At 57.7% G+C, this 25,611-nt stretch carries 25 protein-coding genes; 22 read left to right on the plus strand and 3 right to left on the minus strand.

Features of this window, described 5'->3' with window-relative positions; genetic code table 11:
- A complete protein-coding gene (locus ABGB15_RS04110; protein WP_215722534.1) occupies positions 1-1,212 on the minus strand; it encodes an MFS transporter in 1,212 nt (403 codons plus the stop codon).
- Positions 1,213-1,626: 414 nt separating this feature from the next.
- Between ABGB15_RS04110 and ABGB15_RS04115 the strand changes: the two genes are divergently transcribed.
- The 14 genes from ABGB15_RS04115 to ABGB15_RS04180 all read left to right on the plus strand — a co-directional run bounded on the left by ABGB15_RS04115 (position 1,627) and on the right by ABGB15_RS04180 (position 14,323).
- On the plus strand, positions 1,627-1,950 hold the full coding sequence (locus tag ABGB15_RS04115; RefSeq protein ID WP_013098654.1) for a non-heme iron oxygenase ferredoxin subunit: 324 nt from the start codon (positions 1,627-1,629) through the stop codon (positions 1,948-1,950).
- Positions 1,947-2,255 carry a recombinase-like helix-turn-helix domain-containing protein gene (locus ABGB15_RS04120; RefSeq protein WP_152082180.1) on the plus strand — a complete coding sequence of 103 codons (309 nt, stop codon included), beginning with the start codon at positions 1,947-1,949 and terminating at the stop codon, positions 2,253-2,255. Before ABGB15_RS04115 ends, ABGB15_RS04120 begins: the two co-directional genes overlap by 4 nt.
- A gap of 10 nt (positions 2,256-2,265) precedes the next feature.
- Positions 2,266-3,288 carry an aromatic ring-hydroxylating dioxygenase subunit alpha gene (locus tag ABGB15_RS04125; RefSeq protein WP_152082179.1) on the plus strand — a complete coding sequence of 341 codons (1,023 nt, stop codon included), beginning with the start codon at positions 2,266-2,268 and terminating at the stop codon, positions 3,286-3,288.
- Positions 3,288-4,037: an SDR family oxidoreductase gene (locus ABGB15_RS04130; protein ID WP_215722535.1), complete on the plus strand. Its 750-nt coding sequence runs from the start codon at positions 3,288-3,290 to the stop codon at positions 4,035-4,037. Before ABGB15_RS04125 ends, ABGB15_RS04130 begins: the two co-directional genes overlap by 1 nt.
- 12 nt (positions 4,038-4,049) lie before the next feature.
- Positions 4,050-4,838 carry an IclR family transcriptional regulator gene (locus tag ABGB15_RS04135; protein WP_215722536.1) on the plus strand — a complete coding sequence of 263 codons (789 nt, stop codon included), beginning with the start codon at positions 4,050-4,052 and terminating at the stop codon, positions 4,836-4,838.
- Positions 4,839-4,916: 78 nt separating this feature from the next.
- A complete protein-coding gene (locus tag ABGB15_RS04140; RefSeq protein ID WP_215722537.1) occupies positions 4,917-5,843 on the plus strand; it encodes a VOC family protein in 927 nt (308 codons plus the stop codon).
- Complete coding sequence (locus ABGB15_RS04145) at positions 5,840-7,027, plus strand: NAD(P)/FAD-dependent oxidoreductase (protein WP_215722538.1); 1,188 nt, start codon at positions 5,840-5,842, stop codon at positions 7,025-7,027. The genes ABGB15_RS04140 and ABGB15_RS04145 overlap by 4 nt, the downstream gene beginning before the upstream one ends.
- A gap of 26 nt (positions 7,028-7,053) precedes the next feature.
- A complete protein-coding gene (locus ABGB15_RS04150; protein ID WP_152082174.1) occupies positions 7,054-8,310 on the plus strand; it encodes an MFS transporter in 1,257 nt (418 codons plus the stop codon).
- A 10-nt stretch (positions 8,311-8,320) separates the two neighbouring features.
- A complete protein-coding gene (locus tag ABGB15_RS04155; RefSeq protein ID WP_152082173.1) occupies positions 8,321-8,851 on the plus strand; it encodes a cupin domain-containing protein in 531 nt (176 codons plus the stop codon).
- A gap of 10 nt (positions 8,852-8,861) precedes the next feature.
- Positions 8,862-9,632: an alpha/beta fold hydrolase gene (locus ABGB15_RS04160; RefSeq protein WP_215722627.1), complete on the plus strand. Its 771-nt coding sequence runs from the start codon at positions 8,862-8,864 to the stop codon at positions 9,630-9,632.
- Entirely contained in the window at positions 9,616-10,410 is a 795-nt protein-coding gene (locus ABGB15_RS04165) for an SDR family oxidoreductase (RefSeq protein WP_215722539.1), read from the plus strand. Before ABGB15_RS04160 ends, ABGB15_RS04165 begins: the two co-directional genes overlap by 17 nt.
- A gap of 9 nt (positions 10,411-10,419) precedes the next feature.
- Positions 10,420-11,190, plus strand: coding sequence for an aspartate dehydrogenase (locus ABGB15_RS04170; protein WP_215722540.1), 771 nt, complete (start codon positions 10,420-10,422; stop codon positions 11,188-11,190).
- A 9-nt stretch (positions 11,191-11,199) separates the two neighbouring features.
- Positions 11,200-12,669 (plus strand): aldehyde dehydrogenase, encoded by a 1,470-nt coding sequence (locus ABGB15_RS04175; RefSeq protein ID WP_215722628.1) that lies wholly within the window; start codon positions 11,200-11,202, stop codon positions 12,667-12,669.
- Positions 12,670-12,682: 13 nt separating this feature from the next.
- Positions 12,683-14,323 (plus strand): thiamine pyrophosphate-binding protein, encoded by a 1,641-nt coding sequence (locus ABGB15_RS04180; RefSeq protein ID WP_215722541.1) that lies wholly within the window; start codon positions 12,683-12,685, stop codon positions 14,321-14,323.
- A gap of 51 nt (positions 14,324-14,374) precedes the next feature.
- Here the strand turns inward: ABGB15_RS04180 and ABGB15_RS04185 are convergent, their stop codons facing one another.
- Complete coding sequence (locus ABGB15_RS04185) at positions 14,375-15,133, minus strand: M48 family metallopeptidase (protein ID WP_152082168.1); 759 nt, start codon at positions 15,131-15,133, stop codon at positions 14,375-14,377.
- Positions 15,134-15,404: 271 nt separating this feature from the next.
- On the opposite strand from ABGB15_RS04185, the gene tkt reads away from it, so the two are divergent.
- The 7 genes from tkt (at position 15,405) to ABGB15_RS04220 (ending at position 23,786) form a co-directional block, all read left to right on the plus strand.
- Entirely contained in the window at positions 15,405-17,396 is a 1,992-nt protein-coding gene (gene tkt / locus ABGB15_RS04190) for a transketolase (protein ID WP_215722542.1), read from the plus strand.
- 340 nt (positions 17,397-17,736) lie between these two features.
- Positions 17,737-18,756, plus strand: coding sequence for an erythrose-4-phosphate dehydrogenase (gene epd / locus ABGB15_RS04195; protein WP_215722543.1), 1,020 nt, complete (start codon positions 17,737-17,739; stop codon positions 18,754-18,756).
- Positions 18,757-18,805: 49 nt separating this feature from the next.
- Complete coding sequence (pgk, locus tag ABGB15_RS04200; protein WP_215722544.1) at positions 18,806-19,969, plus strand: phosphoglycerate kinase; 1,164 nt, start codon at positions 18,806-18,808, stop codon at positions 19,967-19,969.
- Positions 19,970-20,061: 92 nt separating this feature from the next.
- Positions 20,062-21,141 carry a class II fructose-bisphosphate aldolase gene (gene fbaA / locus ABGB15_RS04205; RefSeq protein ID WP_152082164.1) on the plus strand — a complete coding sequence of 360 codons (1,080 nt, stop codon included), beginning with the start codon at positions 20,062-20,064 and terminating at the stop codon, positions 21,139-21,141.
- A gap of 186 nt (positions 21,142-21,327) precedes the next feature.
- A complete protein-coding gene (locus tag ABGB15_RS04210) occupies positions 21,328-22,182 on the plus strand; it encodes a small-conductance mechanosensitive channel MscS (RefSeq protein ID WP_215722545.1) in 855 nt (284 codons plus the stop codon).
- A gap of 145 nt (positions 22,183-22,327) precedes the next feature.
- Positions 22,328-22,963 carry an arginine exporter ArgO gene (gene argO, locus ABGB15_RS04215; protein WP_023331253.1) on the plus strand — a complete coding sequence of 212 codons (636 nt, stop codon included), beginning with the start codon at positions 22,328-22,330 and terminating at the stop codon, positions 22,961-22,963.
- A gap of 91 nt (positions 22,964-23,054) precedes the next feature.
- A complete protein-coding gene (locus ABGB15_RS04220; protein ID WP_152084417.1) occupies positions 23,055-23,786 on the plus strand; it encodes an oxidative stress defense protein in 732 nt (243 codons plus the stop codon).
- 41 nt (positions 23,787-23,827) lie between these two features.
- Here ABGB15_RS04220 and argP read toward each other — a convergent pair whose 3' ends face one another.
- A complete protein-coding gene (argP, locus tag ABGB15_RS04225; protein WP_152082162.1) occupies positions 23,828-24,721 on the minus strand; it encodes a DNA-binding transcriptional regulator ArgP in 894 nt (297 codons plus the stop codon).
- Between the two features lie 127 nt (positions 24,722-24,848).
- Between argP and rpiA the strand changes: the two genes are divergently transcribed.
- The gene (gene rpiA, locus ABGB15_RS04230) at positions 24,849-25,508 is read left to right on the plus strand and encodes a ribose-5-phosphate isomerase RpiA (protein ID WP_003860091.1); all 660 of its coding nucleotides are present in this window, start codon (positions 24,849-24,851) and stop codon (positions 25,506-25,508) included.
- Positions 25,509-25,611 lie beyond the last annotated feature (103 nt).

Consider the following 25,611-nt stretch of genomic DNA (forward strand, 5'->3'; position numbering starts at 1 on the left):
TTACGCGCTCACTGCTGCTGCGCGACGCATGCGCAGCAGCAACATGCCTCCGGCCAGCAGGGTGATAACCTGCGAGACAACCAGCACCGAAAAGCCAGAACTGACCGACCCTACCGATTTCATCACCATCCCCATCAGCAGCGGAATAAATGCCGCGCAGATATTGCCGATACCATTGATGATCCCATACGCACTACCGACAGCTTCCCGCGCGGCGTGATGCTGGATCACCGCCGGAATGGCTGCTCCCTGAAGCCCCCAGAAGACGTTGGCGGACAGCATAAACAGCGCCAGCCAGGCAGGCTGGTGGCTCAACATCAGTGCGACCACGGACAGTGCCGTCAACGCGCCGCCTACCACAAACAGCACCGGTGCCTGTTCCGGGCGCATTTTGTCGAGCAGCACACCGCCCAGAAACTTGGAGCCCAGGCTCAGCAGGAAGGGGATTGCCGCGAGAAAGCCCGTCGCGTGCAGCGAGAAGTGGTGCTCATCGCGCAGCCATGCCGGAAGCCAGGCGCTGCTGCCCCACAGATAGCTCAGCGTGGCGATTTCAACCAGTAAGATCCAGCCCAGAAGCGGCGTTTGCCAGGCCAGCGTGAAGGTCTGCATAAACCCTGGTTTGTACTTTTTCGTTTCGTGGCGCGGTGCAGGCAGGAAGCGCCAGATTAACCCGCCACCCAGAACGAGATTCAGCACTGCCAGCGCATAAAACGACCCGGCCCAGCCCAGATGTGCCATCAGCCAGGTGACCAGCGGAAAGCCGACGGCCAGCCCGAGCGACACACCCAGCGCGGTGACGGCGTTGGGTTTACCGATCGCTTCTGCGTTGAAGTTATCGCTGATAAAGCGTGTTTTCAGTGAAAAAAGCGGCCCTTCGGCAATGCCTAAAATCACGCGTGCGATGAGCATACCCATAAGCGATCCCAGCAGCGGTGAAACAGCGCAAACCGCGGCCCAAATCGCAATACTGCTTAACAATCCGTGCCGGTAGTGAAGTTTGCTTTCAATAACTGGAGTTAATAATAAAGCGGAAAATCCATAACCCAGCAGAAAGCAGGTCATGAGCATTCCCTGTAACATTCTGTTTTCATTTAACTGAAAATGTTCGGCAAATTCCGGGTTTAAAATCATCACCGAGATATTTACCCGGTCGACATAGGAAATAATAATGATCAACAACAGTGCTATTGTGCCTTGCCATCTTGCCGTCATCAGGCCCGCCTTATGTTTCTTTCTGTTTATATTTTTTTCAGAGTGATTGTCACGGAGTTAAAATGGTTCACCTGTGAAACTCATTGTTTAATAAAGATAAATAAAAATTTAGTTTCACAGGTGAAACACCAAAGTTGTGACGTTTATTTATTTTTAAAGAACAAAAAGAAAAGAAGTCAATATTTTTTATTCAAATTGAGAGACTATCAAGAAATCGTATTTATCACGGCCTGATAATGAAAATTTCATATCGCTGCATTTTTTCGTGATCGTTTGCACACTTAGCTAATTAATTGCCATTTAATTAACAAATTCGTCACATTGTCGCTTGACGAAACATTCATCGCTTTTATATTGACCGTATTAAATAAGAAACAGAGTTTCATATATGAAACAAAAGCCTGGAGGATCGTGATGAGCTGGATAGGCGTATGTGACGCAGAGCAAGTACAGGAAGATTTCCCTTTTAGCGGCAACGTCGAGGGTAAAGAGATCGGCGTTTATTTAATTGACGGCGAATATTACGCGCTGGAAGACGTGTGTCCGCACGCTTATGCCCTGCTGAGCCAGGGCTTTGTGGAGGACGGCAAAGTGGAGTGCCCGCTGCATGAAGCGGTGTTCGACGTCAAAACGGGCCAGTGCCTGCACGGTCCCGGTGGTCGCAACCTCAACCGCTATCCGGTTCGGGTTTTTGAAAACCAAATCCAGATTACCTTCGTCGAGGAGACCGTGGCATGAGCGACACCCTGAACTTCAACCCGGCGCTGCCGGAAAGCCGCCAGTTCACCCCTCCGGCAGAGGGCGGCAACGGTGCCATTCATAAGCCGGGTGATTATCAGAATCTGATCTGGCAAACCCGCAGCCGCGTGCCGGAAAACTGGGAAGTGAATCTGATTGCGACGCTGGAAGATCTCTTCGAGCAGGGCGTTGAAACCTTACCGGAGCTGGTGAATGGGCTGAACGCGGTGCGCATGCACGATCAGCAGGGCGAGCCGTGGAGCGAGGACAGCTTCCAGACATTCTTACAGGTTAACGGTTACTGAGGGCAACGCGATGACGACTACCGTACAACATTATCTCGATAAAGGTCTGCGTGGCCTCTGGTATCCGGTGCTGGCGAGCTGGGAAGTGCAGTCTGCGCCAGTGGGTATTACCCGCCTCGGCGAGCAGATTGTGGTCTGGCGCAACAAAGACGGCCAGGTGCAGGCGCTGGAAGACCGCTGTCCGCACCGTGGCGCGCGTCTGTCTATGGGCTGGAACCTTGGGGACCGCATCGCCTGCTGGTATCACGGCGTGGAAGTGGCGGGTAACGGCGAAGTAAAAGATGTCCCTGCTGTAGACAAATGCCCGCTGGTCGGCCAGCAGTGCGTGCGCAGCTATAACGTGCAGGAGGCGCACGGCGCGATCTTCCTGTGGTTTGGCGTCACTGCCGATCAGCAGCCGGACGAACTGAGCTTCCCGGACGAACTCGCCGACACGGAAAATTTCAGTAACTTCCTCTGCACCGCCGCGTGGAAATGCAACTATCAGTACGCGCTGGAAAACGTGATGGACCCGATGCACGGCACCTATCTGCACTCCTCTTCGCACTCAATGGCAGAAGGCGATCGCAAGGCCGACATGGTACTTCAGCCAACCAAAACGGGTTTCATCTTTGAGAAAAAAGGGCAGAGCGGCGTCAACTTCGACTGGGTGGAGCTGGGCAACAGCGGCACCTTCTGGATGCGCCTCTCCATTCCGTACAAAAAACGTTTCGGGCCGGGCGGCCACTTCTTTATCGTCGGTATGGTGGTGCCGGAAGATAACGACAACTGCCGCGTCTTCTTCTGGCGCATCCGCCGCGTACAGGGCTGGCAGCGCGATATGTGGCGCTTTATGTACCGCAACCGTCTTGAAAAACTGCACTGGGAAGTGCTGGAGCAGGACCGCGTGGTGCTGGAAAGTCTGGCACCCAACGCCCGCGAACACGAATACCTGTACCAGCACGACGTCGGCCTCTCCCGCCTGCGCCGCATGATGCAAAAGGCGGCGAAAGAGCAACTGGCGATGCGCGAAGCGCAGCAGGGAGCCGCCTGATGCACGGGCTGCTTAAAGGGAAACGCATCGTCGTGACCGGTGCCGCGCGCGGGCTGGGCTATCACTTCGCCAGAGCCTGCGCGGAGCAGGGGGCGGCGGTGGTAATGTGCGACATCCTTCAGAGCGAACTGGCCGAAAGCGCGCACGGCCTGAGTGAGCAGGGCTATGCGATCGAATCCCACGTTATCGATCTGGCCGATCCTCGCTCCATTGAGCAGGTGTTCAGCGCGATCGGTGAGCAGGGGCAGATTGACGGTCTGGTTAACAATGCGGCGATGGCGACCGGCGTTGGTGGCAAAAATATGCTCGATTACGACCCGGATCTCTGGGACCGCGTAATGCGTGTGAACGTCAAAGGCACCTGGCTGGTAACGCGCGCCGCGGTGCCGCTGCTGCGCGAAGGGGCAGGAATTGTGAACGTAGCGTCCGACACCGCGCTGTGGGGCGCGCCGCGCCTGATGGCCTACGTCGCCAGCAAGGGGGCCGTGATCGCCATGACCCGCTCGATGGCGCGTGAGCTGGGTGAAAAACGCATTCGTATCAATGCTATCGCGCCGGGGTTAACACGCGTCGAGGCGACCGAATATGTGCCCGCCGAGCGCCATCAGCTCTACGAAAACGGGCGCGCGTTAACGGGCGCACAGCAGCCGGAAGATGTCACCGGCAGCGTGGTCTGGCTGTTAAGCGATCTGTCGCGGTTTATCACCGGACAACTGATCCCGGTCAACGGCGGTTTTGTCTTTAACTGAGGTATGGCAACTATGGCAAACGATCAGGAAGTGAAGTATCTGGTGCCGGGGCTGGAGCGCGGTTTACAGCTGCTGTTGGCCTTTGGCGAGCAGCATCGCGAACTGACCTTTGCCGAGCTACACCGGCTGGTGGATATGCCGAAGGCCACCGCCTATCGCGTAGTGCAGACGCTGGAATACATGGGCTTTCTGGAACGCAACACGCGCACCAATACTTTCTCGCTCGGCATGAATGTGCTGCGCCTCGGCTTTGAGTACATTGCCTCGCTGGATGTGGCGCAGGTTGGCCAGCCGGTGATTGAACAGCTGCGCGACGTCAGCCAGTGCAGCAGCCATCTGGCGATCCGTGACGGGCGCGACATTATCTACATCGCCCGTGTCAGTGCCGCCGGTTCGCGCATCAACCAGGTCAGCATTGGCACCCGTTTGCCGGTGCACTGCACTTCGCTTGGCCGCATGCTGCTGACCGATGTCTCGCGCACTGAATTTGAACAGCTGTTCCCGCACGAGCGTCTGCCGGGCAACACGCCGGGGCAGCTTCATGACCGGGAAGCCCTGTGGCAGATGGTGCAGCAGGATAAAGCCCGCGGGTACGTGATCGGCGAATCCTTCTTCCGCCACGGCATCTCCTCCATTGTCTATCCGGTGTATGACCGAAGCCATCGCGTGGCGGCGGTAGTCAGCATTCTTGTGCCGTCGGAAGAGATCCCGCAAACCGACCGCGAGCGTCTGCAAAACGAGGTTCGCCTCGCGGCGGATAAAATTTCTGGCTTTTTAGGGTATCTATCACAGGCCAGTTAAATCAGTGAGTTAACGTCAGGCGCTTCACTGCGTCGGGCATATTTTACGCCCAATTTGGGCCAGATGAGGCAACGAACGATGAGTGTAACCGGAATTGAAAAGCTGGAATTTGGCGTTAAAGACCTGACGCACTGCGCCAAATTTATGCGTGATTTTGGCCTGACGGGCGATGCCAGCGGCCAGCGTTTTACCACCCTGAGCGGCGCACGCGTCGAGCTAAACCCGATTGACAGCCCCGACCTGCCGCCCGCGTTTGAAGAGGGTAACACCCTGCGCCGCATGACCTGGGCGGTTGCCACGCAGGCGGATCTGGATGCGTTACGGCCAAAACTGGCGCAACAGCCCGGTTTTCGTGAAGTGGGTGACGCGCTGGAGTGCCTCGACCCGAACGGCATGACGTTACGTGTGCAGGTCAGTCAGCAAACTGAAGTGGAGATGAACGTCGAGCCGATTAACCAGTGGGGCGACGTTCGCCGTATCGATACCCCCAGCCCGGTTTACGATCGCGCCCAGCCCATTAACGTCGGGCATGTGGTGTTCTTTGTGGAAGAGCTGGCGGCGGTAGAGAAATTCTACCGCGAGGTGCTCGGCTTCCAGGTCTCTGACCGCTACATCAACCGCGCCGTGTTCCTGCGCTGCGGCGCGCGCGGCGGCCATCACAACCTGTTCCTGCTGCAGTTGCCGAACCGCAAACGTGGCCTCAACCACGTGGCCTTCACCGTGCGCGATATCCACGAGGTGATCGGCGGGGGGATCGCGATGAATAAAAACGCCTGGAGCACCTTTATCGGACCGGGCCGCCATCCGGTGTCGTCGGCCTATTTCTGGTACGTCAACAGCCCGACCGGTGGCGCGTTTGAGTATTACACCAACGACGACTACCTCACCGAAAACTGGCAGCCGCGCGAGCTGGAACACTCGCTGGTCTCCTTTACCGAATGGGCGGTGGAAGGCGGCATTGACCACGACACGCGCCGTCAGCAGAAAAAGCCGGAGGCAGTATGACGTCGCGCATTGTCATTATCGGCGGCGGTCAGGCAGGCGGCTGGGCGGCGAAAACCCTGCGCGATGAGGGCTTCGACGGCGAAATTTGCGTGGTGGCGGAAGAAGAGTGGGATTTCTACGAACGTCCGCCGCTGTCGAAAGCGTCTCTGCTGGAGCCAGAGGCATCGCTTCCGCGACTGTTTACCGAAGAGGCGCAGGAAGCGCTGAACCTGACCTGGTATCGCCCGCTGCGTGCAGAATCCATCGATCGCGAAGCGAAAACGGTGCGTTTGAGCAACGGTGAGCATCTTAGTTACAACATACTTTTACTTGCCACCGGGGGGCGGGCGCGCCTGCCGGGGGCAGCATGGGCGGCGCATCCTCAGGTTTATACCCTGCGCCACTGGCAGGACGCGCAGCGCCTGAAAGGTCGGCTGGCAGAAAGTCAAAAACTGGCGATTATCGGCGGCGGCTGGATCGGCCTGGAGATTGCCGCCTCCGCCCGCAAAAGCGGCGTGGCGGTCACGCTGTTCGAGCAGCAGCCTGCGCTGTGCATGCGCTCGGTGAGCAGTGAGGTTTCGCAGCACTTAGAGGCTATCCATCGCGAGCAGGGCGTGGAGATCCGCACCGGCTGCGGCGCGCTGGAACTGGAGGACGACAACGGCCTGCCGGTCATCCACTGCGACGGCCAACGCGAAACCTTTGACGCAGTGGTGGTGGGGATCGGGGTCGATCTCAACCTGGAACTGGCGCGTGACGCGGGACTTTGCACAGAGCGGGGGATTGTAGTGGATGCACAGGGGCGCACCTCAGATCCGTGCATTTTTGCCGCGGGCGATGTGGCCCAGCACCATCACTATGGCCTGTGCATTCAGTCGTGGGCGTTTGCGCAAAACCAGGCAGTCGCGACGGCCAAAGCGATGCTTAACGCCGATGCGCCAGGCTACGACGATGCGCCGTGGCTCTGGTCGGATCAATACCAGCACAACATCCAGATCCTCGGCATTCCGCAGCCTGGCGGCAAAACGATAGTGCGTGAAGATGCGCTGTTCTTCTCGCTGGACGAAAACGGACGGTTGACGCAACTGGTGGCGTTCAACGATGCGCGTACCGTTAAGCTGGCGAAGCGCTGGATGGCGGCAGGGCGGGATCTGTCGGATGTACCGCTCGCCGACCCGACCTTTTCACTGATGTCATTGCGATAGCTAACCCGCACCCGTAGGGGGGAGACATGACCACATTAGAGACCAACACCGCGCCTGTCGAGGCAAGCGGTGAGGGAACCCGCACGCCCGAAAAAGCCGTGCGCTGGGCCATCCCGCTGTCGCTGCTGGCCTGCGTGCTGCTGGCGTTTTTCGACAAAATCAGCATCGCGGCGCTGTTTTCCGACGGCCATTTCCAGCAAGCGATGGGTATTGATTTTGACACCACGCGCCTCGGCATTCTGATGAGCGCTTTCCTGCTGAGCTACGGTTTTTCGTCGGTCTTTCTCAGCGGGCTGGGGGACAAAATTGCGCCGCTGCGTCTGCTCACCGGCATGATGGCGGTGTGGTGCGTGCTGATGGTGGCGATGGGCTTTACCCACAACTACACGCTGATGATCGTTCTGCGCATCCTGCTGGGCGTGGCGGAGGGGCCGTTGTTTCCGCTGGCGTTCGCCATTGTGCGACACAATTTCCCGCAGCATCTGCAGGCGCGCGCCACCATGCTGTGGCTGCTCGGTACGCCAGTAGGCGCGGCAATTGGTTTCCCGCTGTCTATATGGTTGCTGAATACCTTCGGCTGGCAGAGCACCTTCTTCGTGATGGCGATGCTCACTGTCCCGGTTCTGATCTTCGTGCGCATCGGCCTGCGCGGCATTCGTCTGGACGCCAAACCCTCGACATCACAAGCCTCGCAGGATGAGCGGCGAGCCGCGCGGCGCGAGCTGTTTGTCAGCCCGCACTTCTGGATCATCTGCATTTTTAACATCGCTTTCCTGACTTACCTGTGGGGCATTAACGGCTGGCTGCCGGGCTACCTGATTAAAGGCAAAGGCATTCACCTTGAGCATGCGGGCTGGCTGTCGTCGATGCCGTTCATCGCCATGCTGGCGGGCGAAGTCATCGGCGCGTGGCTTTCGGACCGCGTCGATAAACGTGCGGCGGCCTGCTTTATCTCGATGGCGGGGGCCGCCGTTGGGCTGGCGGCGGTGATGCATCTCGACACCCCGCTCACCATCATCGCGGCGATGAGCTTCAGCACCTTTATGTGGGGCACCGGTGCGCCCAACATTTTCGCCCTGCTGGCGAAGGCCACCCATCCGCGGGTGAGCGCCACGGCGGGCGGCATTTTCAACGGGCTGGGAAACTTTGCAGGCGCGCTGTCGCCAGCGGTGATGGGCGCGTTAATCGCCTTCACCCACAGCATGGATTCCGGGCTGATTTTTCTGGCAGTGATGGCGGCGGTGGGCTGCGTCCTGTTACTGCCGCTGCTGAGACGTTACTGAGGAGAGTGTCATGACTGATTCAACCGTAACCAACACTTCAGGCATCAAACCTGACCACCTGACGATGGAAGAGTGGGTCGAGTCGCGCATTGCGCGCTTCGAAGGCCGCAAATACGACTGGAACGCGCTGAAGTTCCAGGCCGATTTTGACCCGAAATACCGCCGGGCGCAGATGCGCTATATCGGCACCGGCGCAACGGGCGTGGCGAACGATACCAACACCGTGCAGGCGGATCACTTTACCTTCTCCACCATGGTGCTGCCGTCGAAGTGCGAAGGGCCGCTGCACCTGCACGACGACGTGGAAGAGGTGTTCTTCATGCTCAAAGGACAGATCACATTGATGATCCAGGACGGCGAACACTACACCGAAACCGTGCTGCGCGAGCGCGATCTGATCTCCGTTCCGCCGGGCATCTATCGCGGGCTGTTTAACCACGGCGAAGAAGAGGCGCTGATGTGCGTCATGCTGGGGACCAACAAGCCGGAAATCCCGACCTACCCAGCCGATCATCCGCTGTCAAAAGTGAAGCGGAACTAAGGGGGGCATGATGACGGGTTTTCGTGAACAGGGAAGCGGCGTTCCGCTGATGCTGCTGCACGGTATCAGCTCCGGCGCGGCCTCCTGGCATAAGCAGATGGCGCTGGACGGTTTCCGCGTGCTGGCGTGGGACATGCCCGGTTATGGCGAAAGCCCGATGCTGGCCGCTGAACGAGCGAACGCGGGGGATTACGCCGATGCGCTGGCGGCCATGCTTGACCGGGCGGGCGTCTGGCAGGCGGTGCTGGTGGGGCATTCACTCGGTGCGCTGGTTGCCTCGGCTTTTGCCGCGAAGTTTCCTGAGCGCGTGATGCATCTGGTGCTGGCAGATGCCGCGCAGGGTTACGGGCAGGCCGCGCCGGAGCAGCGTGAGCAGGTCTGGCGCAACCGCGAGCAGCAGATGGCGCTGGGCGGTGAAATCCTCGCGCAGACCCGCGCCGCGAAGCTGCTGCGCCCCGGCGCGCGTGCTGAGGATATCGCCACCGTCGCCGCAGGCATGCGCAGGCTGCGCCCGGAAGGCTACCTTGCTGCCGCGTGGATGCTGGCGCACGACGATATTCACGGCTGGCTGAAGCGCTACTCCGGTACCTTTGAAGTGTGGTGTGGCGAGCAGGACGCGATCACGCAACCCGAACTGGTGCAGGGGCTGGCGCTGCGCTACGGCATGCCGTTTATTGGCATTCCACAGGCCGGACACGCCAGCTATCTCGATAACGACGCGTTTTTTAACCAACAGCTTTTACGCATTAACGAAGAGGTGCGCGATGAATGCACAAATTGACGGGCGCGTAGCGGTAGTCACCGGCGGTTCTTCTGGCATTGGCTTTGAAACGCTGCGCCTGCTGCTGGGCGAGGGCGCAAAGGTGGCCTTCTGTGGTCGCAACCCGGACCGCCTTGCCAGCGCCCATGCGGCGCTGCAAAACGAATACCCCGACGGGGAGATTTTTTCTTACCGCTGCGACGTGCTGAACGCCGACGAGGTGAAGGCGTTTGCGGATGCCGTTAAGGCGCGTTTTGGCGCGGCGGATATGCTGATCAACAACGCCGGACAGGGCTATGTCGCGCACTTCCATGACACCCCGCGCGAAGCGTGGCTGCACGAAGCCGAACTGAAGCTGTTCGGGGTGATTAACCCGGTGCAGGCGTTTCAGCCTCTGCTGGAGCGGTCCGACATCGCCTCCATCACCTGCGTGAACTCCCTGCTGGCGCTGCAGCCGGAGGAGCACATGATCGCCACCTCTGCCGCCCGTGCCGCGCTACTGAACATGACGCTGACGCTCTCAAAAGAACTGGTGGGCAAAAGTATCCGCGTGAATTCCATTCTGCTCGGCATGGTGGAGTCCGGGCAGTGGCAGCGTCGCTTTGAAAACCGGACGGACAAAAGCCAGAGCTGGCCGGAATGGACAGCGGATATCGCCCGCAAACGCGGCATCCCGATGGCGCGCCTCGGCAAGCCGCAGGAGCCCGCGCAGGCGCTGCTGTTCCTCGCCTCGCCGCTGGCGTCGTTTACCACCGGTGCCGCGCTGGACGTTTCCGGCGGCTTCTGCCGCCATCTGTAAGGACGCATCATGAAAAAGATCATGTTAATTGGTTTTGGTGCCATGGCGCAGGCGGTGATCGAGCGTCTGCCTGCCGGTGTGGCTATCGGCTGGATTGTGGCGCGCGCGTCTCACCATGCCGCCATTCGTGAACAATTTGGCGATACGGTGGTGGCGTTGACTTCGCCGATGGACTGCGCCGAAACGCCCGATCTGGTACTGGAGTGCGCCAGCCAGCAGGCGGTGGCCCAGTACTGCGAAGTGATTCTGCGTCGCGGCTGGCATCTGGCGGTGATCTCTACCGGTGCGCTGGCGGACAGCGCGCTGGAGCAGCGCCTGCTCAGTGCGGGCGGCAAACTGACGCTGCTCTCCGGGGCGGTAGCCGGCATTGACGGGCTGGCGGCGGCGAAAGAGGGCGGGCTGGAACGCGTCACCTATCAGTCGCGCAAAAGCCCGGCCAGCTGGCGCGGCAGCTACGCCGAGCAGCTTATCGATCTGAATGCGGTGTCAGAGGCACAGGTCTTCTTTGAGGGTAGCGCCCGCGAGGCGGCGCGGCTCTTCCCGGCGAACGCCAACGTGGCGGCAACCGTGGCGCTCGGCGGCGTCGGGATGGACGACACCCGCGTGCAGCTGATGGTCGACCCGACAACCAAACGTAACACCCACACGCTCCACGTCGAAGGCGTGTTTGGCGAGTTCCATCTGGAGCTGAGCGGGCTGCCGCTGGCCAGCAACCCGAAAACGTCAACCCTGGCGGCACTGAGCGCGGTACGCGCCTGCCGCGAGCTGGCCCTGAGCTGAGGAGTGATGATGGACGATCTGAATATTTTTATCGGCGGTCAGTGGCGACACGGCGGCGGCAACCCGATGCAGAGCTACTTCCCGGCTGACGGGTCGATCAACGCTACGTTGAATGCGGCGAGCCTCGACGATCTGCAGGAGGCGATAGACGCCGGAGAGCGCGCGTGGCGCGATCCCGCCTGGCGCAACAGCCTGCCGCATGTGCGCGCGAAGATCCTGCATAAGGTTGCAGATCTGATTGAACGCCGCGTTGATGAGCTGGCGCAGATGCAGAGTCGCGATAACGGCAAGCCGCTGGCGGAAGCGCGCGGGCTGGTGATGAGCGCGGCGGGGACGGCGCGTTATTTCGCCGCTGCCTGCGAACTGCTGGAAGGTGAACTCCCGACGCCGCGCCAGCCCGATTTGCTGACGCTGAGCCGCTATGAACCGCTCGGCGTGGTGGCGGCCATCACGCCGTGGAACTCACCGATTGCCAGCGAAATGCAGAAGGTCGCTCCGGCCATTGCCGCCGGTAACGCTGTGATCCTCAAGCCTGCTGAAGCCACGCCGCTGATGGCGCTGGAGCTGGCGCGTATTTTTGAACAGGCCGGTTTGCCCGCCGGACTGCTGAGCGTACTGCCGGGCAAAGGCTCGGTGATTGGCGATGCGCTGGCGCGTCATCCTAAGGTGCGCAAAATTTCCTTTACCGGCGGCACCACCACGGGTCGGCATCTGGCGCACGTGGCGGCGGAAAAACTGATCCCGGCGTCGCTCGAACTGGGCGGCAAATCGCCGACCATCGTGCTGGAGGATGCCGATATCGAACAGGCGGCGCGCGGGATCTGCTACGGCATTTTCAGCTCTGCCGGGCAGGCGTGCATCGCCGGCTCGCGGCTGTTTATTCACGAAAGCCTGTACGCGCCGCTGATGGCGCGGCTGCTGGAGTTAACCCGCGGTCTTCGCGTCGGACACCCGTTTACTGACGGCGTCCACGTGGGACCGCTGATTAACGATAAGCATCGCCAGAGCGTGCAGGAATACGTCGAGCTGGCGAAGCGCGAAGGGGGCCGCGTGCTGTGCGGCGGGGAGATCCCGGCCGATCCTGCACTGAAAAACGGCAGCTTCTTCCTGCCAACCATCATTGAAGGGCTGAACAACAGTGCCCGCGCTTGCCAGGAAGAGATCTTCGGCCCGGTGCTGGTGGCGATGCCGTTTCGCGATGCAGCGGAGTTGATACGCGAGGCGAACGACTCGGTTTATGGCCTGGCGGCGGGGATCTGGACGCGCGATACCGGGCGCGCGCTGCGCCTGAGCGAGCAGCTGGAGGCGGGCACGGTGTGGATCAACACCTACAAAGTCTTTGCGATTTCGACCCCGTTCGGGGGCTTTAAAGAGAGCGGTCTGGGCCGCGAAAAAGGCATTCAGGGGCTGAAAGCCTGGATGCAGCAAAAGAGCATTTATCTGGCGACGGGTAATAGCGTCAACCACTGGTGCGACTGAGAAAGGGTGAGCAATGAGCGAAATGATAACCGTCGGCGACGCCATCGCCAGAACGCTGGAGCAGTATCAGGTTGAGGCCATCTACGGCGTCATCTCCATTCACAACCTGCCGATCGCGGATGCGGTAGGGCAGCGCGGCAACATCCGCTTTGTGCCCGCGCGCGGCGAAGCGGGTTCCGTCACCATGGCCGATGCTCATGGGCGCTTTTCCGGCCTGGGCGTAGCGCTAACCAGCACCGGCGCGGGGGCGGGTAATGCGGTAGGCGCGCTGGTGGAGGCGATGAATGCCTGCACGCCGCTGCTGCATTTAACCGGGCAGGTCGAGAAAGCGTGGCTCGATGCTGATACCGGCTTTATCCATGAAACCCGTGACCAGCTGACCTTCCTGAAGGCCAGTTCCAAACGAGCATACCGCATCAGCAATGCTAACCAGGCGATAGCCATTCTGCATAAAGCCATTCAGGAGGCGCAGACGCCGCCGTGCGGGCCGGTTTCTGTGGAAATCCCGATTGATCTTCAGGGGGCCAAAATCCCGCTGTCGCTGGTGACCGCACCTGTAAAACCGGCTTTGGCTACAAACGTTGACGCGGCAATGGCCGATGCTTTGTGGGCGCAGCTTAAGCAGGCGAAACAGCCGCTGTTGTGGCTGGGCGGTGGAGCGCTGGGAAGCGCTGACGCCGTGAAAAAGCTGGCGGATGCAGGTATCACCGTGATCTCCAGCACCCACGCGCGCGGCGTGCTGCCGGACAGCCACCGCGCCAGCCTGCGGGCGTTTCACAACTCGCCGTCCGTTGAGGCGCTTATCGCGCAGTGTGATTTTACGCTGGTCGCCGGTTCGCGCCTGCGCAGCAACGAAACCCGATCCTGGACGCTGGAACTGCCGCATCCGCGCGTGCAGATTGATATCGACCCGGCGGCGGCGAGCCGTAACTATCTGATGGATAATACGCTAATAGCCGATTGTTCAGTGCTGCTTAGCGCACTGGCAGATAAAGCGCAGGGGCGGGAATGGGGTAATGCCCAGTGGGATACGCAGGTGCAGCAGGCGGTTGCCAGCGCCGGGCAGGGGCTGCGCGAACAGTGCGGAGTCTACGCGAAGCTCAACGATGCCATCGAGAAAGCGTTGCCGAAAGATGGCCTGCTGGTGCGTGATATCACCGTGTCCGGCAGCCTGTGGGGTAGCCGTCTGTTCCGTGCCAACGGCCCGTTGATGAACATCCACTCGCTGGCGGGCGCGATTGGTATGGGCCTGCCGATGGCGATCGGCACCGCGATTGCCAACCCACAGCGTAAGGTTGTTGGGCTGGTGGGTGACGGCGGCCTGAGCCTGAACCTGGGCGAACTGGCGACGCTGGCGCAGGAGAAAGCCAATGTGACGCTGCTGATCATGAACGACGGCGGTTACGGGGTGATGCGCGGTATTCAGGATAAGTATTTCGGCGGGCGTCAGTATTATAACGCGCTGCATACGCCGGACTTTACCCTGCTGGCGCAGGCGATTGGCCTGCAGGCGTGGAGCGTTGAGCGGGCAGAAGATTTTGATGCGGTGATGACAGAGGCGCTGGCGATGCCGGGGCCGTCGGTGGTGGAAGTACGGATGGGGCAGATTGGCGCGCTGAAGTTTGCCGGGCCGCCGCAGAAAACGCTGTACTGATTTGGCACGCTTGCCCGGTGGCGCTGCGCTCACCGGGCCGGTGTTCATTTATTATTTAATTCCGTCCGCGGCCATTCGATCGCGAATATGTTGTGCACGCTCAACGGATGCCGGGTGATCGTCAAACATGGAGCTTTGACGACCCTCTTCCAGTTTTGCCAGTTTTTCGAAGCTGGTGGCTAAGCCTGACGGGTTAATACCGCGTTTGCGCAACAGGTCATAAGAGTAGTCATCGGCTTCCGATTCCTGACGCTGAGAGAACTGGGAGTTAACCAGTTTCTCTCCCATGTCGCCAATCTGGGACTGGGACAAGCTGCCCACGATACCGCCCGCAGAGGCTGCTGCCGCACGAACGGCGTTGGTACCCAGCGCGACCTGCATACCTTTCTTCACGTGGCCCAGTGCGACGTGGCCCATTTCATGGCCGATCACCGCTTCGACTTCGTTGTCGGTCATCATGTCCATCAGGCCGCTGTAGACGCGGATGCAGCCGTTTGCCATCGCGAAGGCGTTCACGTCTTTCGCCATGTAAACCTTATAGTTGACTGGCTGGCCGTTAATGTTATCGCCCAGGGCGGACGCAATCTTATTCAGGCGCTGCGTGTAGGTACTGTTAGCCGGGGCGAGGGTAGCTTTTGCATCCATATCTTTACAGGCCTGATCGCTCAGCGCTTTTACCTGCGCGTCACTCAGGGAATAGGCCTGAAAGGCTTCTGCGCCTGAGGACATCAGGCCATTAGAATCCATATTCTGACAGCCGCTCAGCAGGAGCGTTGTACCCAGGGCCAGCACTATTGCACGCATTTTCATGAGGTTGCTTCCGTACTCGTTAATCTGAATAAAATCCGAAAATTGCACCGCCAGCGAAGCCGGTGTCGGCTAAGTATAAGGAATATCTTCCGGGGCGGGCGAGCAGATTGCGCAACATGCGAGCATGATCCAGAGATTTCTTAACAAGCAAAAGAATGGTCCATGTACATGCTTTGCGGCTTGGGTTACATTGTTGGCACTTTTTTCCGGCGTAGCCCAAAACGCGCTGTCGTCAAGGGCATGGCCTTTAACAGTCCGATCTGGAGTTAAAATGTCCTCACGTAAAGAGCTTGCTAATGCTATTCGTGCGCTGAGCATGGACGCAGTACAGAAAGCCAAATCCGGCCACCCTGGTGCCCCTATGGGTATGGCTGATATCGCCGAAGTCCTGTGGCGTGATTTTCTGAACCACAACCCGCAGAACCCGGCATGGGCTGACCGCGACCGTTTCGTACTGTCTAACGGCCACGGCTCTATGCTGATCTACAGCCTGCTGCACCTCACTGGTTACGATCTGCCAATCGAAGAGCTGAAAAACTTCCGTCAGCTGCACTCCAAAACTCCAGGTCACCCGGAAGTGGGTTACACCGCGGGCGTTGAAACCACCACCGGTCCGCTGGGTCAGGGTATTGCTAACGCAGTGGGTATGGCGATTGCTGAGAAGACCCTGGCGGCACAGTTCAACCGTCCTGGTCACGACATCGTTGACCACTTCACCTATGCGTTCATGGGCGACGGCTGCATGATGGAAGGCATTTCTCACGAAGTGTGTTCCCTGGCAGGAACCCTGAAGCTGGGTAAACTGGTGGCGTTCTATGACGACAACGGTATCTCCATCGACGGCCACGTTGAAGGCTGGTTCACTGACGACACCGCAGCACGTTTCGAAGCCTACGGCTGGCACGTTGTGCGTGGCGTTGATGGCCACGATGCTGACTCGATTAAACGTGCGGTAGAAGAAGCGCGCGCAGTCACAGACAAACCGTCCCTGCTGATGTGCAAAACCATCATTGGCTTCGGTTCTCCGAACAAAGCGGGTACGCACGACTCCCACGGCGCACCGCTGGGCGACGCGGAAATCGCACTGACCCGTGAGCAGCTTGGCTGGAAACACCCTGCTTTCGAAATCCCATCTGAGATCTACGCCCAGTGGGATGCCAAAGAAGTCGGCCAGGCGAAAGAAGCCGCCTGGAACGAGAAGTTCGCGGCTTATGCAAAAGCGTTCCCTCAGGAAGCGGCTGAATTCACCCGTCGTATGAAAGGCGACATGCCGTCTGATTTCGACGCGAAAGCGAACGAGTTCATCGCGAAGCTGCAGGCGAACCCGTCTAAAATCGCCAGCCGTAAAGCGTCTCAGAATGCAATCGAAGCGTTCGGTCCTCTGCTTCCTGAATTCCTCGGCGGCTCCGCTGACCTGGCACCTTCTAACCTGACCCTGTGGTCGGGTTCTAAGCCAATCAACGAAGACACTGCCGGTAACTACATCCATTACGGTGTACGTGAATTCGGTATGACCGCAATCGCCAACGGTATCTCGCTGCACGGCGGTTTCCTGCCGTATACCTCTACCTTCCTGATGTTCGTTGAATACGCGCGTAACGCCGTGCGTATGGCTGCGCTGATGAAACAGCGTCAGGTGATGGTCTACACCCACGACTCCATTGGTCTGGGCGAAGATGGCCCGACTCACCAGCCGGTAGAGCAGGTGGCTTCCCTGCGCGTGACCCCGAACATGAGCACATGGCGTCCATGTGACCAGGTTGAATCCGCGGTGGCGTGGAAATACGGCGTTGAGCGTCAGGACGGCCCGACCGCGCTGATCCTCTCCCGTCAGAACCTGGCGCAGCAGGAGCGTACTCCAGAGCAACTGGCAAACATCGCCCGCGGTGGTTACGTGCTGAAAGATTGCGCAGGCCAGCCTGAGCTGATCTTCATCGCGACCGGTTCTGAAGTTGAGCTGGCTGTAGCCGCCTGGGAAAAACTGACTGCCGAAGGCGTGAAAGCGCGCGTGGTTTCCATGCCGTCTACCGATGCGTTCGACAAGCAGGATGCAGCTTACCGTGAATCCGTACTGCCTAAAGCGGTTTCCGCACGTGTGGCAGTGGAAGCGGGTATCGCAGACTACTGGTTCAAATATGTCGGCCTGAACGGCGCAATCGTCGGTATGACCACCTTCGGTGAATCTGCTCCGGCAGAGCTGCTGTTCGAAGAGTTCGGCTTCACCGTTGAGAACGTTGTCGCTAAGGCGAAAGAACTGCTGTAATTGTTTGTACGGTGCGGGCTGATGCCCTCACCCGTCCCTCTCCCACGGGGAGAGGGTGCAAACACTAAAAACGGTAACCTCTCGGTTACCGTTTTGCTTTTACCTCGTCGTAAATTATTCCACCGAAAATGTGACGCAAGTCATATAGCTCGCTTATTCATCTGGACAGACATTCCTTTTATTCCACAATTCGCTTATTCTTGCTGAAGCGTTTCAGTCGATTAAATGTTCGACAATTGACCAATCAATCGCAGTTTGTGACAGCAAGGATTCCCCTTCGGGCGTCGCTGGATTACTCTTTCAGCCACCTCAAACTCAGGGATAGCTTTGCAGGAGATCTATGACCGTACGCGTAGCGATTAATGGCTTCGGTCGCATCGGGCGCAACGTGGTTCGTGCTTTATATGAATCCGGGCGTCGGGCGGAAATCACCGTGGTGGCAATCAATGAACTGGCGGATGCTGCGGGCATGGCGCATTTGTTGAAATATGACACCAGCCACGGCCGCTTTGCCTGGGACGTTCGCCAGGAAAGGGAACAGCTTTTCGTCGGTGACGATGCCATCCGCGTGCTGCATGAACGCAGCCTTGACGCGCTACCGTGGCGTGAACTGGGTGTGGATGTGGTGCTTGACTGTACCGGTGTATACGGCAACCGCGAACACGGTGAAGCGCATCTGGCAGCTGGCGCGAAAAAAGTCCTGTTTTCCCACCCCGGCAGTCACGACCTCGACGCCACCGTTGTCTTTGGCGTCAACCAGCACGAGCTGCAAGCCGAACACCGCATTGTCTCCAACGCCTCCTGCACCACCAACTGCATAATTCCGGTCATTAAACTGTTAGACGATGCGTATGGCATTGAATCCGGCACCGTGACTACGATTCACTCCGCCATGCACGATCAGCAGGTAATTGACGCTTACCACTCGGATCTACGACGCACTCGCGCGGCGAGCCAGTCGATCATTCCGGTGGATACGAAACTGGCGGCGGGGATCACCCGTATTTTCCCGCAGTTTAATGACCGTTTTGAAGCGATTGCCGTGCGCGTGCCGACGATTAACGTCACCGCAATCGACCTCAGCGTCACGGTGAAGAAACCGGTAAAAGCCTGTGAAGTCAACCTGTTGCTGCAAAAAGCGGCACAGGGTGCATTTCATGGTATAGTTGACTATACGGAATTACCGTTGGTCTCAGTAGATTTTAACCACGACCCGCACAGCGCCATCGTGGATGGCACACAAACGCGCGTCAGTGGCGCACACCTGATCAAGACGCTGGTCTGGTGTGATAACGAATGGGGCTTTGCTAACCGAATGCTCGACACCACGTTAGCAATGGCCGCGAAAGGTTTCAGGTAAGACGCATTGTGCGTCTGCAAAACTTTAAGAATCAACGAGAGGATTCACCATGTCTGTAATTAAGATGACCGATCTGGATCTGGCTGGTAAACGCGTTTTCATCCGTGCTGATCTGAACGTACCGGTTAAAGATGGCAAAGTGACCAGCGACGCGCGTATCCGTGCATCTCTGCCAACCATCGAACTGGCTCTGAAGCAGGGCGCTAAAGTGATGGTAACCTCCCACCTGGGTCGTCCAACTGAAGGCGAGTACAACGAAGAGTTCTCTCTGCTGCCAGTGGTTAATTACCTGAAAGACAAACTGTCCAACCCGGTTCGCCTGGTGAAAGATTACCTGGACGGCGTTGAAGTCGCTGCCGGTGAGCTGGTTGTTCTGGAAAACGTTCGCTTCAACAAAGGCGAAAAGAAAGACGACGAAACACTGTCTAAAAAATACGCTGCACTGTGCGACGTGTTCGTGATGGATGCATTCGGTACGGCTCACCGTGCGCAGGCCTCTACCCACGGTATCGGTAAATTTGCAGACGTTGCGTGTGCCGGTCCTCTGCTGGCTGATGAACTGGAAGCACTGGGTAAAGCGCTGAAAGAACCGGCTCGTCCAATGGTGGCTATCGTTGGTGGTTCTAAAGTGTCTACCAAACTGACCGTTCTGGATTCCCTGTCTAAAATCGCTGACCAGCTGATCGTTGGCGGTGGTATCGCGAACACCTTCGTTGCTGCACAAGGCCACAACGTGGGTAAATCTCTGTACGAAGCAGACCTGGTTGACGAAGCGAAACGCCTGCTGAGCACCTGCGATATCCCGGTTCCAACTGACGTTCGCGTAGCGACCGAGTTCTCCGAAACGGCGACCGCAACGCTGAAATCTGTTAACGACATCAAAGATGAAGAGCAGATCCTGGACCTGGGCGACGCTTCTGCAGAGAAACTGGCTGAGATCCTGAAAAACGCAAAAACTATCCTGTGGAACGGTCCTGTTGGCGTGTTCGAATTCCCGAACTTCCGCAAAGGGACTGAAATTGTTGCTAACGCTATCGCAGACAGCGAAGCATTCTCTATCGCAGGCGGCGGTGACACCCTGGCAGCTATCGATCTGTTCGGTATCGCTGACAAGATCTCCTACATCTCCACTGGTGGCGGCGCATTCCTCGAATTCGTGGAAGGTAAAGTCCTGCCAGCAGTAGCAATGCTCGAAGAGCGCGCTAAGAAGTAAGCCATTCAAGGGCAGGGAAACCTGCCCAATTTTCAGCGCGCTTATAAGAGCACGCACCTTTTCTAACGGCCGAAGATACAGGACTAAGCAACATGTCTAAAATTTTTGATTTCGTAAAACCTGGCGTTATCACTGGTGATGACGTACAGAAAGTGTTCCAGGTAGCTAAAGAAAACAACTTTGCTCTGCCAGCAGTTAACTGCGTGGGTACTGACTCCATCAACGCCGTACTGGAAACTGCAGCCAAAGTTAAAGCTCCAGTTATCGTTCAGTTCTCTAACGGCGGCGCTGCGTTCATCGCGGGTAAAGGCGTGAAAACTGACGTTCCTCAGGGTGCTGCAATCCTGGGCGCGATCTCTGGTGCGCACCACGTACACCAGATGGCTGAGCACTACGGTGTTCCAGTTATCCTGCACACTGACCACTGTGCGAAGAAACTGCTGCCGTGGATCGACGGTCTGCTGGACGCGGGTGAAAAACACTTCGCAGCAACCGGTAAGCCACTGTTCTCTTCTCACATGATCGACCTGTCTGAAGAGTCACTGCACGAAAACATCGAAATCTGCTCTAAGTACCTGGCGCGCATGGCCAAAATGGACATGACCCTGGAAATCGAACTGGGTTGCACCGGTGGCGAAGAAGACGGTGTGGACAACAGCCACATGGACGCTTCTGCTCTGTATACCCAGCCAGAAGACGTTGATTACGCGTACACCGAGCTGAGCAAAATCAGCCCACGCTTCACCATTGCCGCGTCCTTCGGTAACGTACACGGCGTTTACAAACCAGGTAACGTGGTTCTGACCCCGACTATCCTGCGTGATTCTCAGGAATACGTGTCCAAGAAACACAACCTGCCGCATAACAGCCTGAACTTCGTCTTCCACGGCGGTTCCGGTTCTTCTGCTCAGGAAATCAAAGACTCCGTAAGCTACGGCGTAGTAAAAATGAACATCGATACCGACACCCAATGGGCGACCTGGGACGGTATCCTGCAGTACTACAAAGCTAACGAAGCGTACCTGCAGGGCCAGCTGGGCAACCCGAAAGGCGAAGACCAGCCGAACAAGAAATACTACGATCCACGCGTATGGCTGCGCGCAGCGCAGACATCCATGGTGACCCGTCTGGAGCAGGCTTTCAAAGAACTGAACGCAATCGACGTTCTGTAATTTGAGCTGCTGACAGCAACAGAAGGCCCGCAAACGCGGGCCTTTTTTTATGATTTTTCAACATCCTGTCATGACGGTTTTTGTGATCTGTTTGGCAAATTGTGTGCTTTTTGTTTACCCTTTACTGACCTGCCTGTCTCCACGGGGGATGGATTTAATGTTTGGGTTTAACAAAAGGAAGAATAAATGGAACAACTCGATGTTGTAGACAGCATCAATAATGCCGGGACCTGGCTGGTGCGTAACCAGGCTCTGCTGTTGAGCTATGCCGTGAACATCGTCGCGGCAATTGCCATCATCATCGTCGGGATGATTGTGGCGCGTATCGTCTCTAATGCCGTTAATCGTGTAATGGTTGCACGACATATCGATGCGACGGTCGCAGACTTCCTCTCCGCACTGGTACGTTATGGCATTATCGCCTTTACGTTAATTGCCGCGCTGGGTCGCGTGGGTGTGCAGACTGCCTCGGTGATCGCCGTTCTGGGTGCCGCCGGTCTGGCTATTGGTCTGGCGTTACAGGGGTCGCTTTCGAACCTGGCGGCTGGCGTTCTGCTGGTCACCTTCCGTCCGTTCCGCTCCGGCGAATACGTTGACCTGGGTGGTATTGCCGGAACCGTACTGCAGGTGCAGATTTTCTCAACGACTCTGCGTACCGTTGATGGCCGTGTCGTGGTGGTGCCGAACGGCAAAATCATCGCGGGCAACATCATTAACTTCTCCCGCGAGCCGGTGCGTCGTAATGAGCTGATTATCAGCGTGGCATACGATTCCGATATCGATCAGGTGAAATCGCTGATTACCAATATCATTGCATCTGACGACCGTATTCTGAAAGATCGCGAGCAGACCGTGCGTCTGAACGAGCTGGGTGCGTCATCCATTAATTTTGTGGTCCGCATCTGGAGCAAGAGCAGCGATCTGCAAAACGTTTACTGGGATGTGCTGGAGCGCATCAAACGTGAGTTTGACGCCAACGGCATCAGTTTCCCGTACCCGCAGATGGACGTAAACGTCAAAAAAGTCAAAGAAGCAGAGTAAGATCACCCGCAGGCCCGGTAAGCACTAGCGCCACCGGGCTTTTCTTTTATTAGCTTTGCTAATCCCCAATTAATATTATCCATTTCCTCTAATGGCGTTCCCGCAGTATAGTCTGCTCCAAAGACAACTGCGTGAGAATTATGTCATGTTATCCTATTATTTTCAGGGGCTTGCGTTAGGCGCAGCCATGATCCTTCCCCTTGGCCCGCAGAATGCGTTCGTGATGAACCAGGGCATTCGCCGCCAGTATCATCTGATGATTGCCCTGCTGTGTGCGGTGAGCGATCTGCTGCTGATCTGCGCCGGAATTTTTGGCGGTAGCGCGCTGCTGATGCAATCTCCCTGGCTGCTGGCGTTGGTCACGTGGGGCGGTGTGGCGTTCCTTTTGTGGTATGGGTTTGGTGCGCTGAAAACAGCCATGAGCAGTAACCTCGAACTGGCGAGTGCCGAGGTCATGAAGCAGGGGCGCTGGAAGATTATCGTCACCATGCTGGCCGTCACCTGGCTTAACCCGCACGTCTATCTCGACACGTTCGTGGTGCTGGGCAGCCTGGGCGGACAACTTGATGTTGAACCGAAACGCTGGTTTGCGCTTGGGACGGTCAGTGCTTCTTTCCTCTGGTTCTTTGGTCTCGCTATTCTTGCCGCGTGGCTGGCACCGCGGCTGCGCACGGCCAAAGCCCAGCGCATCATTAATACGCTGGTGGGTCTGGTGATGTGGTTTATCGCTTTCCAGCTGGCGAAAGAGGGCGTTCATCACGTGCAGGGATTATTCAACTAAGCGTTGTCTTATGGACAACTGAACCAGACTCGCTATGCTTGCTGGCATGCGCCCTGTTGTTGGGCACTCTTCGCAACATGGAGGAATGACAGTGAAGTTTAACGTGATAGCCCTGGCGGCATTAGTGAGTTTGGGTGCGGTGTCGGTGCAGGCGAATGAGCTGCCAAACGGCCCGCACATCGTCACTTCAGGCACCGCAAGCGTGGATGCAGTACCGGATGTTGCAACGCTGGCAATTGAAGTGAACGTGGCGGCGAAAGATGCCGCATCCGCCAAAAAGCAGGCGGACGATCGTGTTGCGCAATACCTCTCTTTCCTTGAGCAAAATGGCGTAGGCAAAAAGGATATCAACTCCGCAAACCTGCGTACCCAACCGGATTATGACTACCAGAACGGCAAAAGCATTCTGAAAGGTTATCGCGCCGTGCGTACCGTGGAAGTGACCGTGCGCCAGCTTGATAAGCTGAACTCGCTGTTGGATGGTGCGCTAAAAGCGGGGCTGAACGAAATTCGTTCCGTTTCACTGGGCGTTGCGCAACCGGAGAAATACAAAGACGAAGCGCGTAAAGCGGCAATTGATGATGCAGTTCATCAGGCGCAGCAGCTGGCGTCCGGCTTCAACAGCAAACTTGGCCCGGTGTACAGCGTGCGTTACCACGTCTCTAACTACCAGCCAAGCCCGATGGTACGGATGATGAAGGCCGATGCCGCGCCGGTTTCTGCTCAGGAAACCTATGAGCAGCCAACCATCCAGTTCGACGATCAGGTTGATGTGGTGTTCCAGCTGGAACCTGCCGCAGAACAGCAAAAAACCGCGCAATAATCGTTGGCCGGGTAAGGCGAAGCCGCCTCCCGGCTTATTTTTTAGTCCTGTCTCAACACCTTATGCCCAAATGCCAGCAGCGCGTCGGTGACGTTGCGCATCATGCGGCTTTCCGGCGCAAAACGGTGCCAGTAGAGCATCCGGCGCTGATACAGCCCCGGCGTCAAATCAATCAGCTCGCCGCTTTTCAGCTCTTTCTCAATCTGCAGATGCGGGATCATGCAGCAGGTGGTTCCCTGACGCGCAAGCTGCACGAAGGCTTCGGACGAATTCACGATATGGCACGGCACGCTGCCCGGCGGCAGGTCAAAGTTTTGTTGCAGAAACGCCTGATGCATATCGTCCAGATGGTCGAAGGCGACTGCAGGGGCCTTAAGCAGCGCGGAACGGGTAACGCCATTCGGGAAGTAGCGCTCAGCAAAGGCTTTTGAGCCGACAAACAGGTAATCCAGCGCACCCAGTTGATCCACCAGACAGCTTGGCAGTGCCTGAGGCTGAATACTCACCGCCCCGACCACTTCCCCACGGCGCAGGCGCTCCTGAGTGCGGGTTTCATCTTCAACCTGCAAATTCAGGCGGATAGGGGAATCCGCCAGCACTGGCGCAAGGGCTGGCAGCAGCCAGGTTGCCAGGCTGTCGGCGTTCACCGCGAGTGAGAGCAGCAGCGGCGTGGAGCCAGTCTGTTCGTCACCCAGCCACTCGTCTTCCAGCAGTTCAACCTGACGCAACAGGGCCAGCAGTTTTTGCCCTTGCTCCGTTGGACGGGGTGGTACGGTACGTACCAGCAGCGGCTGCCCGAACATGTTTTCAAGCTGTTTGATACGTTGTGACACGGCGGACTGCGTGATGCACAACTTCTGCGCCGCGCGCTCAAAACCGCGTTCACGGATAACCGCATCAAGTGCCTGTAGTGTTCTGTAGTCCGGACGTTTCATTGCTCTGGCTGACTCCTTAATTTTGCTTATTCTGCACTATGACACAATTTTCCCTTCGTGGCAGACGAAATCCAACCGACGTGTTCTATAATGCGCCCTGAGTTTTCACACCACAGGCAAAACGATCATGACGCAGGATGAACTGAAAAAAGCAGTAGGATGGGCCGCTCTCCAGTACGTGCAACCGGGCACGATTGTCGGTGTTGGCACGGGGTCGACGGCGGCACACTTTATCGATGCTTTGGGCACGATGAAAGGGCAGATCGAGGGCGCGGTCTCCAGCTCTGATGCTTCCACGGAAAAGCTGAAAAGCCTTGGCATTACCGTTTTCGATCTGAATGAAGTGGACCGTCTCGGCATTTATGTTGATGGCGCGGATGAGATCAACGGCCATATGCAGATGATCAAGGGCGGCGGTGCCGCACTGACGCGTGAAAAGATCATTGCTTCTGTGGCGGACAAATTCATCTGCATCGCGGATGCTTCCAAGCAGGTAGATATCCTGGGTAACTTCCCGCTGCCGGTCGAAGTGATCCCAATGGCGCGTAGCGCTGTTGCCCGCCAACTGGTGAAACTGGGCGGTCGTCCGGAATACCGTCAGGGCGTGGTGACCGACAACGGCAACGTGATCCTCGACGTTCACGGCCTGGAAATTCTCGACGCGATTGCGCTGGAGAATGCCATCAATGGCATTCCGGGCGTAGTGACCGTAGGGTTATTTGCCAACCGTGGCGCGGATGTGGCGCTGATCGGCACGGCTGACGGCGTGAAAACCATCGTGAAATGATCTGACGGGGGGAGTCCTCCCCCCGCTAAAAAATTTTTGAAAAGCTAAATTCGGTGACTTGTGTCACGTTTTTACGCCTCTTTTGCCGATCCTGCCATGTTTG

Origin of the sequence: Enterobacter sp. MALB-1 (genome assembly GCF_041021625.1) — a bacterium.
Classification (GTDB): domain Bacteria; phylum Pseudomonadota; class Gammaproteobacteria; order Enterobacterales; family Enterobacteriaceae; genus Enterobacter; species Enterobacter oligotrophicus.

Coding starts and splice junctions, on each gene's coding strand:
- ABGB15_RS04170 (WP_215722540.1), top strand. CDS start 10,420: ATGAAAAAGATCATGTTAATTGGTTTTGGTGCCATGGCGCAGGCGGTG.
- ABGB15_RS04145 (WP_215722538.1), top strand. CDS start 5,840: ATGACGTCGCGCATTGTCATTATCGGCGGCGGTCAGGCAGGCGGCTGG.
- ABGB15_RS04180 (WP_215722541.1), top strand. CDS start 12,683: ATGAGCGAAATGATAACCGTCGGCGACGCCATCGCCAGAACGCTGGAG.
- ABGB15_RS04185 (WP_152082168.1), bottom strand. CDS start 15,133: ATGAAAATGCGTGCAATAGTGCTGGCCCTGGGTACAACGCTCCTGCTG.
- argP (WP_152082162.1), bottom strand. CDS start 24,721: ATGAAACGTCCGGACTACAGAACACTACAGGCACTTGATGCGGTTATC.
- ABGB15_RS04175 (WP_215722628.1), top strand. CDS start 11,200: ATGGACGATCTGAATATTTTTATCGGCGGTCAGTGGCGACACGGCGGC.
- ABGB15_RS04125 (WP_152082179.1), top strand. CDS start 2,266: ATGACGACTACCGTACAACATTATCTCGATAAAGGTCTGCGTGGCCTC.
- rpiA (WP_003860091.1), top strand. CDS start 24,849: ATGACGCAGGATGAACTGAAAAAAGCAGTAGGATGGGCCGCTCTCCAG.
- ABGB15_RS04150 (WP_152082174.1), top strand. CDS start 7,054: ATGACCACATTAGAGACCAACACCGCGCCTGTCGAGGCAAGCGGTGAG.
- ABGB15_RS04120 (WP_152082180.1), top strand. CDS start 1,947: ATGAGCGACACCCTGAACTTCAACCCGGCGCTGCCGGAAAGCCGCCAG.
- ABGB15_RS04135 (WP_215722536.1), top strand. CDS start 4,050: ATGGCAAACGATCAGGAAGTGAAGTATCTGGTGCCGGGGCTGGAGCGC.
- ABGB15_RS04210 (WP_215722545.1), top strand. CDS start 21,328: ATGGAACAACTCGATGTTGTAGACAGCATCAATAATGCCGGGACCTGG.
- ABGB15_RS04165 (WP_215722539.1), top strand. CDS start 9,616: ATGAATGCACAAATTGACGGGCGCGTAGCGGTAGTCACCGGCGGTTCT.
- ABGB15_RS04155 (WP_152082173.1), top strand. CDS start 8,321: ATGACTGATTCAACCGTAACCAACACTTCAGGCATCAAACCTGACCAC.
- tkt (WP_215722542.1), top strand. CDS start 15,405: ATGTCCTCACGTAAAGAGCTTGCTAATGCTATTCGTGCGCTGAGCATG.
- ABGB15_RS04110 (WP_215722534.1), bottom strand. CDS start 1,212: ATGACGGCAAGATGGCAAGGCACAATAGCACTGTTGTTGATCATTATT.
- fbaA (WP_152082164.1), top strand. CDS start 20,062: ATGTCTAAAATTTTTGATTTCGTAAAACCTGGCGTTATCACTGGTGAT.
- argO (WP_023331253.1), top strand. CDS start 22,328: ATGTTATCCTATTATTTTCAGGGGCTTGCGTTAGGCGCAGCCATGATC.
- ABGB15_RS04140 (WP_215722537.1), top strand. CDS start 4,917: ATGAGTGTAACCGGAATTGAAAAGCTGGAATTTGGCGTTAAAGACCTG.
- pgk (WP_215722544.1), top strand. CDS start 18,806: ATGTCTGTAATTAAGATGACCGATCTGGATCTGGCTGGTAAACGCGTT.
- ABGB15_RS04115 (WP_013098654.1), top strand. CDS start 1,627: ATGAGCTGGATAGGCGTATGTGACGCAGAGCAAGTACAGGAAGATTTC.
- ABGB15_RS04160 (WP_215722627.1), top strand. CDS start 8,862: ATGACGGGTTTTCGTGAACAGGGAAGCGGCGTTCCGCTGATGCTGCTG.
- ABGB15_RS04130 (WP_215722535.1), top strand. CDS start 3,288: ATGCACGGGCTGCTTAAAGGGAAACGCATCGTCGTGACCGGTGCCGCG.
- epd (WP_215722543.1), top strand. CDS start 17,737: ATGACCGTACGCGTAGCGATTAATGGCTTCGGTCGCATCGGGCGCAAC.